General features: G+C 73.0%; 15 protein-coding genes. 8 read left to right on the plus strand and 7 right to left on the minus strand.

What is annotated here, in order from left to right; translation table 11 throughout:
* The first annotated feature begins 110 nt into the window (after positions 1 to 110).
* Together I3V78_RS18090 and I3V78_RS18095 are read left to right on the plus strand one after the other, a co-directional pair.
* On the plus strand, positions 111 to 869 hold the full coding sequence (locus I3V78_RS18090; protein WP_204489723.1) for a WecB/TagA/CpsF family glycosyltransferase: 759 nt from the start codon (positions 111 to 113) through the stop codon (positions 867 to 869).
* A gap of 208 nt (positions 870 to 1077) precedes the next feature.
* Positions 1078 to 1578, plus strand: coding sequence for a hypothetical protein (locus tag I3V78_RS18095; RefSeq protein ID WP_204489724.1), 501 nt, complete (start codon positions 1078 to 1080; stop codon positions 1576 to 1578).
* Positions 1579 to 1584: 6 nt separating this feature from the next.
* Here the strand turns inward: I3V78_RS18095 and I3V78_RS18100 are convergent, their stop codons facing one another.
* The 4 genes from I3V78_RS18100 to I3V78_RS18115 are packed head-to-tail and all read right to left on the minus strand — an operon-like array spanning position 1585 to position 5085.
* The gene (locus I3V78_RS18100) at positions 1585 to 2634 is read right to left on the minus strand and encodes an ABC transporter ATP-binding protein (RefSeq protein WP_338023645.1); all 1050 of its coding nucleotides are present in this window, start codon (positions 2632 to 2634) and stop codon (positions 1585 to 1587) included.
* A gap of 35 nt (positions 2635 to 2669) precedes the next feature.
* Positions 2670 to 3347 carry a molybdate ABC transporter permease subunit gene (gene modB / locus I3V78_RS18105; protein WP_204489725.1) on the minus strand — a complete coding sequence of 226 codons (678 nt, stop codon included), beginning with the start codon at positions 3345 to 3347 and terminating at the stop codon, positions 2670 to 2672.
* Between the two features lie 8 nt (positions 3348 to 3355).
* Positions 3356 to 4162: a molybdate ABC transporter substrate-binding protein gene (gene modA, locus I3V78_RS18110; RefSeq protein WP_204489726.1), complete on the minus strand. Its 807-nt coding sequence runs from the start codon at positions 4160 to 4162 to the stop codon at positions 3356 to 3358.
* Complete coding sequence (locus I3V78_RS18115) at positions 4159 to 5085, minus strand: helix-turn-helix transcriptional regulator (protein WP_204489727.1); 927 nt, start codon at positions 5083 to 5085, stop codon at positions 4159 to 4161. Before I3V78_RS18115 ends, modA begins: the two co-directional genes overlap by 4 nt.
* A gap of 88 nt (positions 5086 to 5173) precedes the next feature.
* Here I3V78_RS18115 and I3V78_RS18120 point away from each other — a divergent pair, with 88 nt between their 5' ends.
* The 3 genes from I3V78_RS18120 (at position 5174) to I3V78_RS18130 (ending at position 7993) form a co-directional block, all read left to right on the plus strand.
* Positions 5174 to 6055, plus strand: coding sequence for an SMP-30/gluconolactonase/LRE family protein (locus tag I3V78_RS18120; RefSeq protein ID WP_204489728.1), 882 nt, complete (start codon positions 5174 to 5176; stop codon positions 6053 to 6055).
* Complete coding sequence (locus I3V78_RS18125; RefSeq protein WP_239576475.1) at positions 6052 to 7242, plus strand: hypothetical protein; 1191 nt, start codon at positions 6052 to 6054, stop codon at positions 7240 to 7242. The genes I3V78_RS18120 and I3V78_RS18125 overlap by 4 nt, the downstream gene beginning before the upstream one ends.
* A gap of 331 nt (positions 7243 to 7573) precedes the next feature.
* On the plus strand, positions 7574 to 7993 hold the full coding sequence (locus I3V78_RS18130) for a hypothetical protein (RefSeq protein WP_204489729.1): 420 nt from the start codon (positions 7574 to 7576) through the stop codon (positions 7991 to 7993).
* 13 nt (positions 7994 to 8006) lie between these two features.
* On the opposite strand, the gene I3V78_RS40160 is transcribed toward I3V78_RS18130, so the two are convergent.
* From I3V78_RS40160 to I3V78_RS18145, 3 genes are all read right to left on the minus strand, one after another.
* Positions 8007 to 8759 (minus strand): TonB family protein, encoded by a 753-nt coding sequence (locus tag I3V78_RS40160; RefSeq protein ID WP_204489730.1) that lies wholly within the window; start codon positions 8757 to 8759, stop codon positions 8007 to 8009.
* Between the two features lie 79 nt (positions 8760 to 8838).
* The gene (locus tag I3V78_RS18140; protein WP_204489731.1) at positions 8839 to 9540 is read right to left on the minus strand and encodes a response regulator transcription factor; all 702 of its coding nucleotides are present in this window, start codon (positions 9538 to 9540) and stop codon (positions 8839 to 8841) included.
* Positions 9537 to 11381, minus strand: a complete 1845-nt coding sequence (locus tag I3V78_RS18145; protein ID WP_204496690.1) for a sensor histidine kinase — start codon at positions 11379 to 11381, stop codon at positions 9537 to 9539. The genes I3V78_RS18140 and I3V78_RS18145 overlap by 4 nt, the downstream gene beginning before the upstream one ends.
* Before the next feature lie 173 nt (positions 11382 to 11554).
* Between I3V78_RS18145 and I3V78_RS18150 the strand changes: the two genes are divergently transcribed.
* From I3V78_RS18150 to I3V78_RS18160, 3 genes are all read left to right on the plus strand, one after another.
* Positions 11555 to 12313 carry an endonuclease III domain-containing protein gene (locus I3V78_RS18150; RefSeq protein WP_204489732.1) on the plus strand — a complete coding sequence of 253 codons (759 nt, stop codon included), beginning with the start codon at positions 11555 to 11557 and terminating at the stop codon, positions 12311 to 12313.
* Positions 12314 to 12411: 98 nt separating this feature from the next.
* A complete protein-coding gene (locus I3V78_RS18155; protein WP_204489733.1) occupies positions 12412 to 13356 on the plus strand; it encodes a hypothetical protein in 945 nt (314 codons plus the stop codon).
* A 107-nt stretch (positions 13357 to 13463) separates the two neighbouring features.
* Positions 13464 to 14351 (plus strand): HNH endonuclease, encoded by an 888-nt coding sequence (locus tag I3V78_RS18160; protein ID WP_204489734.1) that lies wholly within the window; start codon positions 13464 to 13466, stop codon positions 14349 to 14351.
* Positions 14352 to 14398 lie beyond the last annotated feature (47 nt).

Consider the following 14398-nt stretch of genomic DNA (forward strand, 5'->3'; position numbering starts at 1 on the left):
GGGAGTCACCGGCGTCAGTCCCCGCCCCCGTGGGACGTCAGAGCCCCCTGGCATAACCCGGGGTGAGACACCACTGTGTCGGCCCACGGGGCGCCAGGAGGAGGCGGGTGATGAGCGGGGTGATGGGGCCGGGGTCGGAGGAGCGCGGCCTGACGGTCGGTGCGCGCCGGATTTGTATTGGCCGGGTGCCGGTGGATGCCGGGCGCCTGGAGGACACGCTGGGCCGCATCGCGCGGCTGGTGGACGCGCGGCAGGGCGGACGGGTGATGCTGCCCGACGTGGAGCACGTGGTCCGCGCCGAGCGGGACGTGGCCCTGCGCGAGGCGCTCGCCACCGCGGACCTGTGCCTGGCGGGAAGCCCCGCGCTGGTGCGGGCCGCGGAGCGACTGGGCTCGCCGCTGGCCGAGCCGCGCGCGGGCGCGGAGTGGTTGCCGCCGCTGGCCACCCTGGCGCGCGAGCGCGGGTGGCGCGTGGCGGTCGTGTCGGATCGTCCCCAGGTGGCCGAGCGCGCCGCGGGCGTGCTGCGCGACACCCATGGTCTGCTCGCGGTGGGCGTGACGGCGGCGCATCTGCCCCCCGAGGGCCGGGGCGCCGCGGTGGAGCGGGTGATCGAGCGCATCGCCCTGACGCGGCCGGATCTCGTCTGGGTGTGCCTGGCCACGCCCACCCAGGAGCTGTTCTGCCTGCAGGCCGCGCTGCGGTTGCCGGGCGCGGTGCTCGTGGGGGCCGGCGGCGCGCTGGAGGCGCTCGTGGAGGGCCTTCCGGGCAACCGTCGCCGCGCGCCGCTGTGGGCGCCCCTGCGGTGGTTGCGCCAGCGGTGGGCCTTCCTGCGTGTCCTGGCGAGCACGACCCCCCTCCCCGCGCGCTGAGGTCATCGCCCGTCGGTGAACGCAGCGCCGTGACGCGCCCCGGCACGTGTCTCGGGCGCGACACGGCCCCCCGCGGCGCCACGCGCGCACATTCTTTCCAGGCTGCACGGGCTGGTAGGGATATTCCGGGATGCTTAGTCATCCCGGGTCCGCTGGCCGAGGCCGTGCCGCCCAGCGGGAGATGGGTCTTCACGACGGGGGGGAGTACATGAGCGCCAACGCGGTATGGGCCCAGCAGCAGGCACAACAGCAATCGCCCGGGCAGGGGGGGCAGCGGGTGTTCTGGGGAGAGCCCCGCCGGCAACTCATGGTGTACCCGGGCCAGGTGCTGCTGCTCGAGAGCCTCAAGGCGCGCGGTCAGGCCGTGCGCGACATGCTCGTGCGCGAGCGCTTCGGGTGTGGGGTGGTGCAGGATGGCCGGGAGGTGGCGCCCTTGTTCGAGCGGCTGCTGCTCGGCCAGTACCGGATGCCGGAGCTCATCATCTGCAACGCACGCATGCTCGACGACGCGGGCATGACGGCGCTGGTGCGGCTGAGCACGCGCCTGCCCCAGCTGCCCGTCATCATCTTCAGCGTCTTCAGCAATCCGCGGCTGCGCGCGCGCATGGCGCGGCTGCGGGGCGCGTGTGTGTTCGATCAGCACTTCGGCCTGGCGGACCTGCGCGATGCGTGTCTGGCCTTGAGCACCTTCTGCCGCAAGAGCCTGTAGGCGCGCTCAGGGGCGGGGCACGAGCCGCACGGCGGGCGCCTTGAAGCTGGCGGTGACGGGCCGCCCCTCGGCGAGGCCCAGCTCCTCGCAGGACAGCCGGGTCACCCGGGCCACCAGGGGAAAGCCCGCGTCGAGCGCCACGCGCACCAGCGCGCCCTCGGGGGACAGGGACACCACGGTGCAGGCCAGGCGGTTGCGTGCGGAGGAAGCGCCACGCGGCTCGGACCCGGCCTCGGGCGCGCCCAGGGTGACGTCCTCGGCGCGCAGGCACACGAAGACCTGATCGCCCCCGGGCGCGAGCTCCACGGCGTGCAGCGTCCGGGGGCCCGTCTCCACCGCGACGAGCCCGTGCTCGCGCCGCACCACCCGGCCGGGCAGCACCGTCTCGATGCCCGTCATGCGCGCCACCGCGAGCTCGGCGGGGTGGTTGAACACGTCGGCCACGGGCCCCACCTGGCACACCCGGCCCCCTTCCATGGCCACCAGCGTGTCGCCGAGCGCCAGGGCCTCCAGGCGATCATGCGTCACCACCACGGTGGGCACGCCCAGCTCGCGCAGCAGCCGCCGCAGCTCCCCCCGGAGGTGCTCGCGCGAGGGGGCGTCCAGCGCGGACAGGGGCTCGTCGAGCAGCAGCAGCCGGGGTCGGATGGCGAGCGCCCGCGCCAGGGCCACGCGCTGTTGCTGGCCCCCGGACAGCTCCCGGGGCAGGCGCCGCTCCAGGCCGTGCAGGCCCAGCAGCGTGAGCAAGGACTGGACGCGCTCGCGCCGCTCGGCCTCGGGCAGGCCCTCCAGGCCGTAGCGCACGTTGGCCTCGGCGGTGAGGTGGGGAAAGAGGGCGTAGTCCTGGAAGAGCAGGCCCACCCGTCGCGCCTGCGGGGGCAGCAGGACGCGGACGCGGGTGTCGCACCAGGGCTCGCCGTGGAAGTGGATGTGGCCCGTGTCCGGCCGCTCCAGGCCCGCCAGGCACCGCAGCACCGTGCTCTTCCCCGCGCCCGAGGGCCCGAAGAGCACCAGCACGCGGCCGGGCGCGGCCTCCCACTCCAGGGCCGCCCGCACGGTGGGGCCGCCGCGAAAGCGCTTCTCCAGCGCGACTACGAGCGCACGCCCCAGGGGGCACCTCCCGCCCGCCGCGCGCCGTAGGTGAGCACCAGCACCGTGAAGGACACCCCCAAGAGCACCAGCGAGGTGCGGCCCGCCGCGGCGTAGTCCAGCGCCTGCACCGCGTCGTAGATGGCGATGGAGGCCGTGCGCGTGCGGCCCTCCAGGTTGCCGCCCACCATGAGCACCACGCCGAACTCGCCCAGGGTATGGGCGAAGGTGAGCACCATGCCGGAGAGGATGCCCGGAAAGGCCAGCGGCAGCACCACCCGCAGGAAGGTGCGCGGGCGCGACACGCCCAGGCACCACGAGGCCTCCAAGAGCCGCCGGTCCACCCCCGCGAGCGCCACCGTGAAGGGCTGTACGGCGAAGGGCAGGCTGTAGAGGACCGAGCCGAGCAGGAGCCCCGCGAAGCTGAAGGGCAGCGAGTGGCCCACGAGCGCCTCGAAGGCGGGCCCCAAGACGCCCCGGGGGCCCATGGCCACGAGCAGGTAGAAGCCGAGCACGGTGGGCGGCAGCACCAGGGGCAGCGCCACCAGCGCCTCCACCAGGAACTTGAAGCGCCAGCGCGTCTGGGCGAGCCACGCCGCCAGGGGCAGGCCCAGCACGAGCAAGAGGAGCGTCGTCCAGGCCGCCAGCCTCAGGCTCAACCCCAACGCGGCGGTGTCCACGCGAGTCCTCACTCCCCGGGCAGGAAGAAGCCGTAGCGGCGCAACAGGGCCTTGCCCTCGGCCCCGAGCAGCGTGTCACGGAATCGCCGCGCCAGGGCGGGATCCTTCGCCGTCTTGAGCAGCGCGCCGCCCTGCTCCATCCGGGGGTAGGCCCCCAGGGGCACCTCCACGTAGTGGCCCGCCTTCTTCATGGCCGGCGCGAGCGCCAGCGCCAGCGCGATGAGCCCCGCGTCCGCGTTGCCGCTCTGCACGAACTGGGCGGTCTGCGCGATGTTCTCGCCGAGCACCAGGCGCTCCTGGAGCTCGGGCAAGAGGCCCTGGCTCTCGAGCGCGGCCTGGGCGGCGCGGCCGTAGGGGGCGTGCTGGGGGTTGGCGATGGCGATGCGCCGCGCGGCCGGGCTCCGCAGGGCCTCGAGCCCCTGGGTGTCCACCGGCAGCGGCGAGCCCTCGGGCACCCACACCACCAGCCGGCCCACGCCGTAGAGGAACACGTCGCCCTCCACGAGCCCTTGTTGGACGAGCTCGCGCGGGTACGTCACGTCCGCGGACAGGAAGACATCGAAGGGCGCGCCCTGGGACAGCTGCGCCAGGAAGTTGCCCGAGGAGCCATAGGTGACCCGCACGTCGGCGCCGGGGTTCTTCGCCCGGAAGTCCTGGAGCAGCTCGTCCAGCGCGAACTTGAGGTCCGACGCCGCGGCGATGGTCAACGGGGGCCGCGCCTCGGCGGGGGGCGTCCCGCGCAGGCCCGTCACGACGCCCGCGCCCACGACGAGCAGCGCGCCCACGAGCACCGCGCCCTTCACGATGGGATTCATGGAGATGACTTCCTCTGGGTGGATGCCGAGGAGGCCCCGGCGGCGCGCGCCGCGAGGAGCTGGAGGTGGCCGGTGTCGCCCGGCTCATAGCCGGGGATGCCCCGGAGCGAGCGCCGGTAGGCGGCGCCCTGCGCGGTTTCACACAACCCCACCACGGTGGGCTCGCCGAGCCGCTCCGTGGGGATGACGAGTCCGTAGTCCTCGTGGCCGAGCGCGCGGAAGGACAGGCCGAGCCGCGAGGCCCAGGCGCGCGAGGCCAGGCCCACGTCCGCCTCGCCCCGGGCCACCGCGCACGCCACGTCCCGGTGCGACGCCAGCAGGGTCGCGCGGCGGTGCACGGCCTCGGGCTCCAACCCCACGCCCCGCAGGGCCTCGTCCAGGTGGTGGCGCACGCCCGCGGTGGGGGGACGGCTCGCCAGGCGCGCCCGGGGCAGCCGCTCGAGCACCGGCGGCGCGCGGCCCGGAGGCGCGACGAGCCCCACCTCGCGGTGCACGAGGTGCAGCCGCGTCAGGCGCCGGTGCTGGGCGGGCAGCGTCCCGTGCCACCCGGCGGCGAGCACCTGTCCCGACTCCACCAGCGCCAGGGCCCGCGTGCGATCCGCGAGCACGAAGCCGACGAGCGGGTGGCCCTGGGCCGAGCACTCGGACAGGAGCGCCTCCACGGCGAGATCGCCATTCGCGGCGAGCAGCGGGGCGGGCGGAGCCGACTCGGGGGCAGGCGCGGGGGAGGACGCGGACGCGGCGCCCGGGGCGCGCTCGGCCCAGCGCAGCACCTCGTCTCGGGGAAAGAGCCACTTGCCCCCGGCCCGGCGCGCCGGCAGGCCCCGTTTGAGCAGCCGGTAGACGTGCTTGGGATGCACGCGCAGCAGCGCCGCCACCTCGTGGGTGGTGAGCAGGGCCTCGGTCGAAGCGGGGGATGCCATGGTCACCGCTTTCTACAATTTTCAACCAAAGGGAACAATCGGGATGGCAGAGTGCCGCGCTCCACCCCCTGTCCCCTGGAGCCCGCCCATGCGTGCCATCGCGCTCGCGCTCGCGCTCGCGCTCGTCGTCTGCGCTTGTGAGAACCCCATCCCCCCGGAGGGCGCCGCCATCGAGCGGGGTCCCAAGGCCATCGCCCTGGACGCCGACGCCAACGGCCTGCGCTGGGACGCCGCCTCGAAGACGCTCTACCTCGCGGATGACCAGAACAACCGCGTCCTGCGCTGGACCGACGCGGAGGGCGTGTCGCTCGTGGCGAACCTGCCGCCGGCGCCCCCGGATGGCGCGGGCCTGGGCGACCTCGTGCGCCTGCCGGACGGCACCCTCGTCGTGGTGCGCTTTGGCGGGGGCAAGGCGGGCGACGTCGTCTTCGTGCGGCCCGATGGCACCTCGGGCATCGTGCCGGGGCTCGATCCGGAGCGTCGGCGCATCGGCCTGACGCTCGCCCAGGACGGGCAGCTCTACGTCGCCTCTTTCGTGCGCCGCAACAACGTGAACGTGGGCTCGGTGGCGCGGCTCACCCTGGAGGGCACCGAGCAGGAGGTCATCGGCGCGCTGCAGAAGCCCGTGGGGGTGCTCGCCGTGGGCGATGCGCTCTTCGTGAGCGACCAGCTCGCCGGCAAGGTGTACCGAGCCCCGCTGGCCTCGCCCCAGGACTACACCACCTACGCGACGCTGCCCAACCCGGACCTGCTCGCGCTGGGCCCCGACGGCGCGCTGCTCACCGGCAGCCGCCACGGCCAGGTGTTCCGCATCAACCCCTCGGGGGACATCCGCGTGCTGGCCTCGGGCTTCCAGCAGCCGCGCGGTCTGGCGTTCGACGCGGACAACCGGCGGCTGTTCCTCGCGGACCACGACGGCGACACGTCCAACGGCACCACGCACTTCCTCCAGATCGTCCCCGTCGAATGAGGCGCGCGCTCGCGGGGTGGGGGTGGGGCGTCGTGGGGGCGGTGCTGGCGCTCGGGTCGGGCCGGGCCATCGCGGCCGAGGACGAGCCGTGGTTCCGGCCGCTGCTGGTGGGCGAGCTGGACTACCGGGTGACGTCCGCCGCGGTGGAGGGCGAGACGGGCTTTTCCCTGGGCCGCTTCCGGGTGGGCGTGAGCGCCCGGCCGAGGCCCTGGCTGCACGCGGTGGGCAGCGTGGAGTGGGCGGGGGAGAAGCCCGCGCTCATCGACGCGCTCGTCGTCTTCACGCCCACCGACACCGTCTGGGTGCGGCTGGGCTACGGCAAGACGCCCCTGTTCGCCTCGGCGAAGGAGCCCGGCGTGGAGTCGCTGCCCATTCCGGAGCTGTCCCTGCCCGTGCGGGCGCTCTGGCCGTGGCGGGACCTGGGGCTCGAGCTGCGCTGGGCGCCCTGGCACCTGCCGGTGGAGACGTGGCTGCGCGTGGGCAATGGCTCGCGCAGTCCGCTGGGCAATGACAACACCGCGCCCGCGGTGGACGCCCGGGTGGACGCGCTGCTGGGGGGCGCGGCGCGTGGCGCGGCCCCGGACACGCCCTGGGGCCTGCGCGTGGGGGCGGGCGCCCATGCGGAGCAGGCCTTCGATCGCGGCGGCATCAGCGGCACCACGGCCACGGGCTTCCTCTTCTACCGGCCGGTGCCGGTGTCGGGCGGGCGGTTGGTGAGCGAGGCGCACGCGGTGTTCTGGCACGGCCCCCTGCAGGTGACGGCCGAGGGCGGCGTGGCGTGGGAGCGGCGTTCGCGCGACACGGACGGCAATCCCCTCACGCCGCGCGAGCCCCTGCCCACGATTCGCGCCCAGGGCGCCGCGCTGGAGGTGTCCTGGATGCTGCGGGGCCTGCGGCAGGAGCGGCCCTGGCCCCGGGGTCCCGCCATCGGTCCCGGGGGCGGATGGAACGGCGGCGCCGTGGAGGTGGCCGGGCGGGTGGAGCGGCTGTCGCTGGGCCTGGGCGCGGCGGACGTCCAGGCCGGAGGCGCGAGCGGCGGGGCCGTGGCGGCGCGCTGGTGGGCCACGGACTTCCTGGCATTCAGCACCGCCGGCTACCTGCTGCGCTACGAGCGACCGCCCATCGAGGCGCCCGGGCGCCGTCTGTCGTGGACGGTGCTGACCCGAGTCACCGTGAGCCTTCGTTAGTCCGGGCGGACCCGGGTCGCGGAAAATCCTTCCCGGGCGTCGACTGGCCGCGCTGTAAGAAGTTCCCGGTTTCCGGGAGGGGAGACGCCTAGGGGGCGGCGGGAGGAAAGGCCTTGAACCCGGAGAGACGGGGTAACCTCCTGTTTTCCCGGAAGAAAGGGAGGAGGGGAAGGAAACGACCCCTCGGGGAGGATGGAACGTCCGGGGCTCGGCACGCTTCTGGCTTTATCGGGCAGTCATGGCAACCACCACTTCCCGGAACGTCAGGCCCGCGGTTTGGACGACTTGGGCGCCCTCGTTGGGCGTGCTGACCCTGGTAGGTGCCCACCTCATGGCGGCCGCCCTGGGCCTGTACTCCTCGGCGCCGCGGCTCTCGGTGCTCGAGTCCGCCCCGGGCACGGAGGCCCCCGGACTGCTGCAGATCGCCGTCCAGGTGAACGACGGCCCCACGGGCTCGGGGGTGCGGCGGGTGGAGTACCAACTCGACTCCACCACGGGGGCCTGGACGCCGCTGCTCCACAAGAGCGGCACGACGCTCTACACGGGCCTGCACGACACCTCGAGCCTGCCCGGCGGGCGCCACGCGCTGTACGTCCGCGCGGCGGACTACACGGGCAACCAGCGTGTCATCTCCGTGCCGGTGACGGTGCGGCCGGTGGCCCCCGTGGCGCCCCACTCCAGCCAGGAAGCCCTGGACGTCTCCTTCCGGCTGCCCGAGGCCCCGCGGCGCGACGGCACGCCCCAGGGCTGAAGCCCCCCGCGGCTCACGGCAGGCGCAGGTTCACGTTGAAGGTGTAGCTCACGTTGACGGGCTGTCCCCGGAAGGTCAGCGGCGCGTAGCGGCGACTCGTCAGGGAGTCGACCACCGCCTCGTCCATGAAGGGCTGGCCCTTGATGACCCGGCAGTTCTCCACGTCGCCCACGCGGGTGATGACGCAGCGGACCACCACCACCCCCTGCACCCGAGCCCTCAGCGCGTTGTCGGTGTAGGCGAGCGGCACGCCCGTGGACACGAGCTTGGGCGGCGTCATGCCCGGACCGAACGGCACCACGTCCTCGCCCGTGCCCGCTGGCGCGCTGCTCGGGAGGATCTCCCCGATGAACGGCATGTCGGGGTCCGCCTTGGCGTTGGGATCCCCGTCCGGGTGGCTGCCCGGGATGTAGGGCAGGGACGGATCCACCTCGGGCACGGGCTCGGGCTCGACGGGCTTGGGCTCCACCGGCGGCAGGGGCTTGACCTCCCGAGGCTGGACGAGCTCGCGCCGGGGCTTGGGCTTCGGCTTGGGCTGGGCGGGGGGCTGGGCGATCTGGGGCGTCGGCGGCGTGGGCGTCCCCCTGGGCGGCAGCCGCTGGAAGAGCTTGACCTCCCGCTCCACGGGCTTGTCCGCGGGCTTCTGGTGGGACACGCCCACCAGCGCGCCGAACACCCCGGCATGAAGGAACAAGGAAACCCAGACGCCGGTGCTGAACCGGCCGACGCTGCTCACTCCCGAGGGATGGATGACGGACTGGAACACGTGAGATGCCTCCGTGGCTGACCTCTCACAACCTAGAGAGTCGCCTCCCACCGGTGGCCTTGGGCCCTCCATCTCTCCGTCATGGTTTCGTCATGGACTCCAATTCCAGGCGGTAGCCCACCCCCCGGAGGGTGTGGATGGTGAAGGCGGAGGCGCTCGTCCAGCCGAGCTTGCGCTTGAGGTTGGACACGAAGTTGTCCACCGTCCGGGGATCCACCACCACGTCCTGGCCCCACACGGCGTCGAGGATCTCCCCCCGGGTGAGGGCGCGGTCGCGGTGCTTGAGCAGGAAGGCGAGCAGGTCGAACTCGGTGCGCGTCAGCTCGACCCCCGCGCCGTCCGCCCGGGTGAGCAGCCGCCGGGCCAGGTCCATCTGGAAGCCCGCGAAGGCGAACACCTGGGGCGGGGCGCCGCCGCCCCGGCGCACGAGCGCCCCCACCCGCGCGAGCAGCTCGCGCAGCCGGTAGGGCTTGGTGAGGTAGTCCTGCGCCCCCGCCTCGAAGCCCCGCACGACGTCGTCCTCCAGCGAGCGCGCCGTCAGCATCATCACCATGGAGCGCACGCCCTGGGCGCGCAGCCGCCGGCAGAAGGCATAGCCGTCCTCGCCCGGGAGCATCACGTCGAGCAGGAGCAGATCGAACGCGCGCGCGGCCAGGAGCGGCTCGGCCTCGCGGGCGTGGGTGGCCACGGCCACCTCGTAGCCCTCGTCGCGCAGGTTGTCGGCCAGGGCCAGGCGCAGGTTGGCGTCGTCCTCGACGATGAGGATGGAGGGAGGGTTCATGGGGCGGGCGAGGGGGGAAAGCGCAGGCAGAAGGTGGTGCCCTGGGGGCCGGACGTCTCGATGCTGATGCGGCCCCCATGCAGGGCCATGATCTTGCGGCACAGCGCCAGGCCGAGGCCACTGCCGTGCGCCAGCGAGCCCTCGGCGTCCAGGCGGTAGAAATCGTGGAAGACGTTCTCCCACTCGCCCTCGGGGATGCCGATGCCGTTGTCCTCGAAGAACACCACCACGTCCTGGCCCTCGCCCTGGGACGCGTAGGCGCGCAGGCGCAGCTCCACCGGAGAGCGGCGGTTGTAGGCGCGGGCGTTGCGCACGAGGTTGGCGAGCAGCAGCCGCAGGAGCGCCGGATCCGCGTCCACCCGCGCGTCCCCCGTGTCCGAGGTGAAGTGCACCGGCACCGCGCCGCCGCCGTCCTGGAGGTCCGCGCGCAGCATGCTCGCCAGCTCCTCCCACCGCACGGGGCTGCGCCGCAGCGTCCAGCGGCCCTTGTCGATGCGGTTGAAGGACAGGATGTTCTCCACGAGGAAGCCGAGGCCGTCGGCCGCCTGGACGATGCGCTCGGGGTAGGCGCGCGTCTCGGGAGGCGCCTGGGCGAGCTTGCGCTCCAGCGTCTCGGCCATCAGGCGGATGGAGGCCAGGGGCGTGCGCAGCTCGTGGGACACCGTGGCCACGAAGTCGCTCTTGAGCTCGATGTAGCGGTAGCGCCCGCGCTGGGCCACCACCGCCATCACCCCGATGGCCACCGCGAGCAGGCCACAGGTGCCGACCAACAGCGTCTTGAGGCCATAGCGCTCCTCGATGGCCTCCTCGGCCCGGGTCCACTGGGGCACGGACACCCCGAGCCGCAGGTCCTCCAGGGGGAGCATGGCGTCGGGAGTCTTGAGCCATACCCGGCCCTCCACGCCGAAGTGCCCCTTGGCGCGCAGCTCCTGGGAGAGCGCGTCGAGCAGCGCGTCCAGGTCCACCGCGATGCCCCGCACCACGTCCTCGCGCGGCTCCACGTACCAGCGCTCGCCGTAGAGCGTGGGGCCCACGATGGCGCCGGGCAGCACGAGCATGCCGGCGTCGGCCTCGCGCGCGCGGGCGAGGAAGTCCTCGAAGGGCTCGCCAAGCATGGCGCTCACCCGCGTGGTGTGCGCCCGGAGGAACTCGAAGTCGGGCGCGGTGAGGCGGGAGCGTGAGCGCAACAGGTCGCGCTGCAGGCCCGCTGAGCGCGCGATGCCGCCGAAGTCCTCGGGCAGGCCCTCGCGCAAGAGCGCGCGCACGAGGGTGGGCGTCGTCGGGCCGTGCGCGAGCCGCTCGAGCAGCACGAGCAGGAAGGGCAGCTCGCGCTCCAGGGGCAGCGGGTGCTCGGCGTGGTAGCGCAAGAGCTCCGTGGCCAGGGTCTCGGCGCGGGCCGGATTCTTGTCGAGCGCGGCTCGGGCCTCGCGCAGCCGGGTGAGCCGCTCGCCCCAGGCCGCGTCCGGGCTCGTCCCCGTGTCGAGGGCCTCGACGAGGGCGCGGTAGTGCCGCCGGGCGGGGGTGCTCGCGCCCTCGACGGGGCGGGTGGCGCGCGGGAGGAACTGCAGCTCGCGGAAGCGCAGGAAGTAGCCCTCGCCGGGCGCCAGCGGATCGCCCATGGCGGCGTGGATGGCGGGCAGGTCGGTCTCCAACTGGCGGCCGAGGGTATGGCGCAGGGACTGGGTGGCGTACTCCTCGAGCGCCTCGCGGCTGATGCGCAGCTGGGCCCGTGCGTCCGCCCGCTCCTGGATGAAGAGGCGCTGGAGGCTCCACAGCCCCCAGAACAGGGCGAGCAGGCCACAGCCAAGGGCGAGGAGGGTGGGAAGGAGCCGGCGCAGCATGGGCGGGAGAGCGGCGGCGGACATTATAGGAAGGCGCGAGAGGACGGTGGGACTTCACGCGGACAGGAAGGGGCTCGGCGGCCCGCTCGCTCGGGGAGGTGGAGACCTGGGGCTAACGGGAGGGGGAAGGGATGCGAAGACTGGAAGGGTGACTTTGGAGGTCAGCCCCGCGCATGTCATCTCTTCCGTTGCTTCCCGACCTGCTGTCCGAACTCGCCGCCAAGGCGCTGCGCATCCACGAGCGCCTGTGCACTGAGTACGGCTGTCCCATCGCGTTCTTCCACTCGCACGACGCGCTCAGCGAATTGGTGTCCTCGCTGTTGAGCCACCGCACACGCAACGCGTCCAGCGGGGCGGCCTTCCGTCAGCTCCGGACGCGCTTTCCCACGTGGGAGGCCGTGCGGGACGCGCCGTGCGCCGAGGTCCAGGACTGCATCTCCGCGGTCACCTGGCCCGAGCAGAAGGCGCCGCGCATCCAGCAGGTGCTCCAGCGGATCACCGTGCTGCGTGACGGGGCGCTGTCCCTGGACTTCCTCAAGACGCTGCCCGTGCGCGAGGCCCGCGACTGGCTGGAGTCCCTACCCGGCGTGGGTCCGAAGACGAGCGCCGCGACGCTGCTCTTCAGCGACCTGCGCATGCCGGCGCTGCCCGTGGACAGCCACCACCACCGGGTCGCCGCGCGGCTGGGCCTCATCTCCGAGAACGTGCCCGTGGGCCCCGCCCATGCGTTGCTGGAGGCGCAGCTGCCCAAGGACTGGGATGCGCAGCGCGTCTACGACAACCACGAGGTGCTGATGCTGCACGGCCAGCGCTGCTGCTTCTTCCGCTCGCCGGCGTGCACGCGCTGCGTCGTGCTGGACCTGTGCCCCACGGGGCAGGCGCGGCTTGCCTCGGCTCGGAGTCCGCAGGCGAGCGAGCCCGAGCCGCCGTGAGGGGGGGTTGCTTGCCCGGTCCGCGTGCATGTCTCAATTTGAGGGAAGACGCATTTTCTGCCATGCGGCGCGCGGTCGCCGGGAAGGCGGGTGGGTGGATGCCGAAGGAATCGCGCCTCGGACCCGTGGAGCTGTTGCGGCATCTCGCCCTGTCGCTCGAACGCGTGGTGGTTCAAGAGGCCGCGAGCGGCCTGGTACGAGGCGCGGCGGACGGCCTGCGGGAGGAAGCGCCGGAGATTGACGGCCAGCTGCGCGCCATCGTCCAGGATGCGCTGACCGTGTTGGGGCGGCTGGTGCACGAGGCGGCCGAGCGCGAGGAGGTCGACCCCAGCGAGGCCACGCGGACCCTGGCGGCCTCGGCGATGCAGGGCATGTTGGAGGTGCTGGAGGCCGAGTGGCAGGACGGCGGCATGCCCCTGCATGGCTTCGTCCAGCGGCTCAACCTGCTGCTCGACGGCGTCATCGACTTCGCCCACTCGCGCTCCGAGGAGATTCGCACGCCACGCGAGCGGGCCCATGCCATCACCGAGGCCATCGTGGACGCGGCGGTGGAGCGCCTGCACACGTCGGTGCCCCGGTTCGCCGAGGACCTGCGCGTGATGGCGCCGCTGGGCTCGGAGGTGGCGGCGATGACGGGCCGAGGGCTCGTCACGGGCATCCAGTCCAAGCTCCAGGAGGACGAGGAACAACTCGCGGGACTGCTCCACCGGGCGGGGCGCGAGATGGGTCGGGGCATGGCCGCGGGCATCCGCGAGGAACTGGCCTCCAGTCCTCCGGAGTCCATCGACGCGCTGGGCTCGGCGCTGGAGTCCCTGGCCGAACGGACCGCCGCCGCGACGGTTCGTGGCGCGAGCGGCGCGCTGATGAGCGCCTGGCGGGAGGCGCCGAAAAACGACGGCGCCATGCGCCGGATGTCACGGGACGTGACCGCGGGGGTGCTGGAAGCGCTGAGTGAGAAGTTGAAGCGCCCCCTGCTCGCCATGGCCGGGGCGGGGAGCGTCATGTCCCTGGCCCTGCTCGCGGTGCGTTGGCGCCGCGCGTAGGACGGAAAGACGACCCGCCGGGGTGGATACACGGTCGGTCCCGCGTGCATCCCACCAGGTCGTGGCGCTAGCCTGGCGCGCGGCTGTCCTTCCAATTCAAAAGGCACATGGCGAAGGCGATCTTCACGACCTCGGAAAGCTCCGCGTACGACGACCAGCCCGAGGTGCGCTACCACTTCCCACGGACGTACCTGCGTCAGGCGCAAGCCGCCGTGGGGGACTGGGTTCTCTACTATGAACCTCGGCGCATCAAAGGGCCCACCAGTTCCTCGGGGCGTCAGGCTTACTTCGCCATCGCGCAGGTGCGGGACGTGGTGCCAGATGACGCGAAGCCTGGGCATTTCTATGCCCATGTCACGGGCTTCCTCGAGTTCGATCGCCCAGTGCGCTTCAGTGAGGGGGCGCACTATTACGAATCGGGATTGAGGAAGGCGGATGGCAGTACGAACAAGGGAGCTTTTGGCCGTTCCGTCCGTGAGCTGAGCGACGCCGAATTCGATGCCATTGTCCGGGCGGGATTCACGCGGGAACTCGAGCCCTGGGAGAACACCGCGGTGGGCGTCGCGGAGCCGCCCATCGTCTACACGACGCGGCCGCTCGTCACCATCACGCGGCCCTTCCGGGACGACGCCTTCCGTCGGCACGTGCGCGAGGCCTATGACAATACCTGCGCGGTCACGGGATTGCGGCTCATCAACGGAGGGGGCCGTCCCGAGGTCCAGGCCGCGCACATCCAACCCGTGGCGCGGGAGGGACCGGACTCCGTGCGCAACGGCCTCGCGCTCACGGGCACGGTGCATTGGCTCTTCGATCGAGGCCTCATCTCGGTGGATGAGGAGCACCGCCTGCTGGTGGCGCGCAGCGGGCTGCCTGAGGCGATGAGCGGGCTGGTCCAATCCCAGCGTCCTCTGCGGCGGCCCTCGCGTCAGGAGTGGTGGCCTCACCCCAGCTACCTGCGCTACCACCGCGAGCATGTCTTCAAGGGGACGGGCTGAGGCGGGAGGCGAGTGGTGGGGGTGCTGGGTCCCCCACGCCGTCGCCT

Source organism: Archangium primigenium, from assembly GCF_016904885.1.
Lineage (GTDB): Bacteria > Myxococcota > Myxococcia > Myxococcales > Myxococcaceae > Cystobacter > Cystobacter primigenius.

Excerpts from the sequence above, each read along its gene's own strand:
- I3V78_RS18090 (WP_204489723.1), top strand. The coding sequence starts at position 111 with ATGAGCGGGGTGATGGGGCCGGGGTCGGAGGAGCGCGGCCTGACGGTC.
- I3V78_RS18095 (WP_204489724.1), top strand. The coding sequence starts at position 1,078 with ATGAGCGCCAACGCGGTATGGGCCCAGCAGCAGGCACAACAGCAATCG.
- modA (WP_204489726.1), bottom strand. The coding sequence starts at position 4,162 with ATGAATCCCATCGTGAAGGGCGCGGTGCTCGTGGGCGCGCTGCTCGTC.
- I3V78_RS18115 (WP_204489727.1), bottom strand. The coding sequence starts at position 5,085 with ATGGCATCCCCCGCTTCGACCGAGGCCCTGCTCACCACCCACGAGGTG.
- I3V78_RS18120 (WP_204489728.1), top strand. The coding sequence starts at position 5,174 with ATGCGTGCCATCGCGCTCGCGCTCGCGCTCGCGCTCGTCGTCTGCGCT.
- I3V78_RS18125 (WP_239576475.1), top strand. The coding sequence starts at position 6,052 with ATGAGGCGCGCGCTCGCGGGGTGGGGGTGGGGCGTCGTGGGGGCGGTG.
- I3V78_RS18130 (WP_204489729.1), top strand. The coding sequence starts at position 7,574 with ATGGCGGCCGCCCTGGGCCTGTACTCCTCGGCGCCGCGGCTCTCGGTG.
- I3V78_RS18140 (WP_204489731.1), bottom strand. The coding sequence starts at position 9,540 with ATGAACCCTCCCTCCATCCTCATCGTCGAGGACGACGCCAACCTGCGC.
- I3V78_RS18145 (WP_204496690.1), bottom strand. The coding sequence starts at position 11,381 with ATGCTGCGCCGGCTCCTTCCCACCCTCCTCGCCCTTGGCTGTGGCCTG.
- I3V78_RS18150 (WP_204489732.1), top strand. The coding sequence starts at position 11,555 with ATGTCATCTCTTCCGTTGCTTCCCGACCTGCTGTCCGAACTCGCCGCC.
- I3V78_RS18155 (WP_204489733.1), top strand. The coding sequence starts at position 12,412 with ATGCCGAAGGAATCGCGCCTCGGACCCGTGGAGCTGTTGCGGCATCTC.
- I3V78_RS18160 (WP_204489734.1), top strand. The coding sequence starts at position 13,464 with ATGGCGAAGGCGATCTTCACGACCTCGGAAAGCTCCGCGTACGACGAC.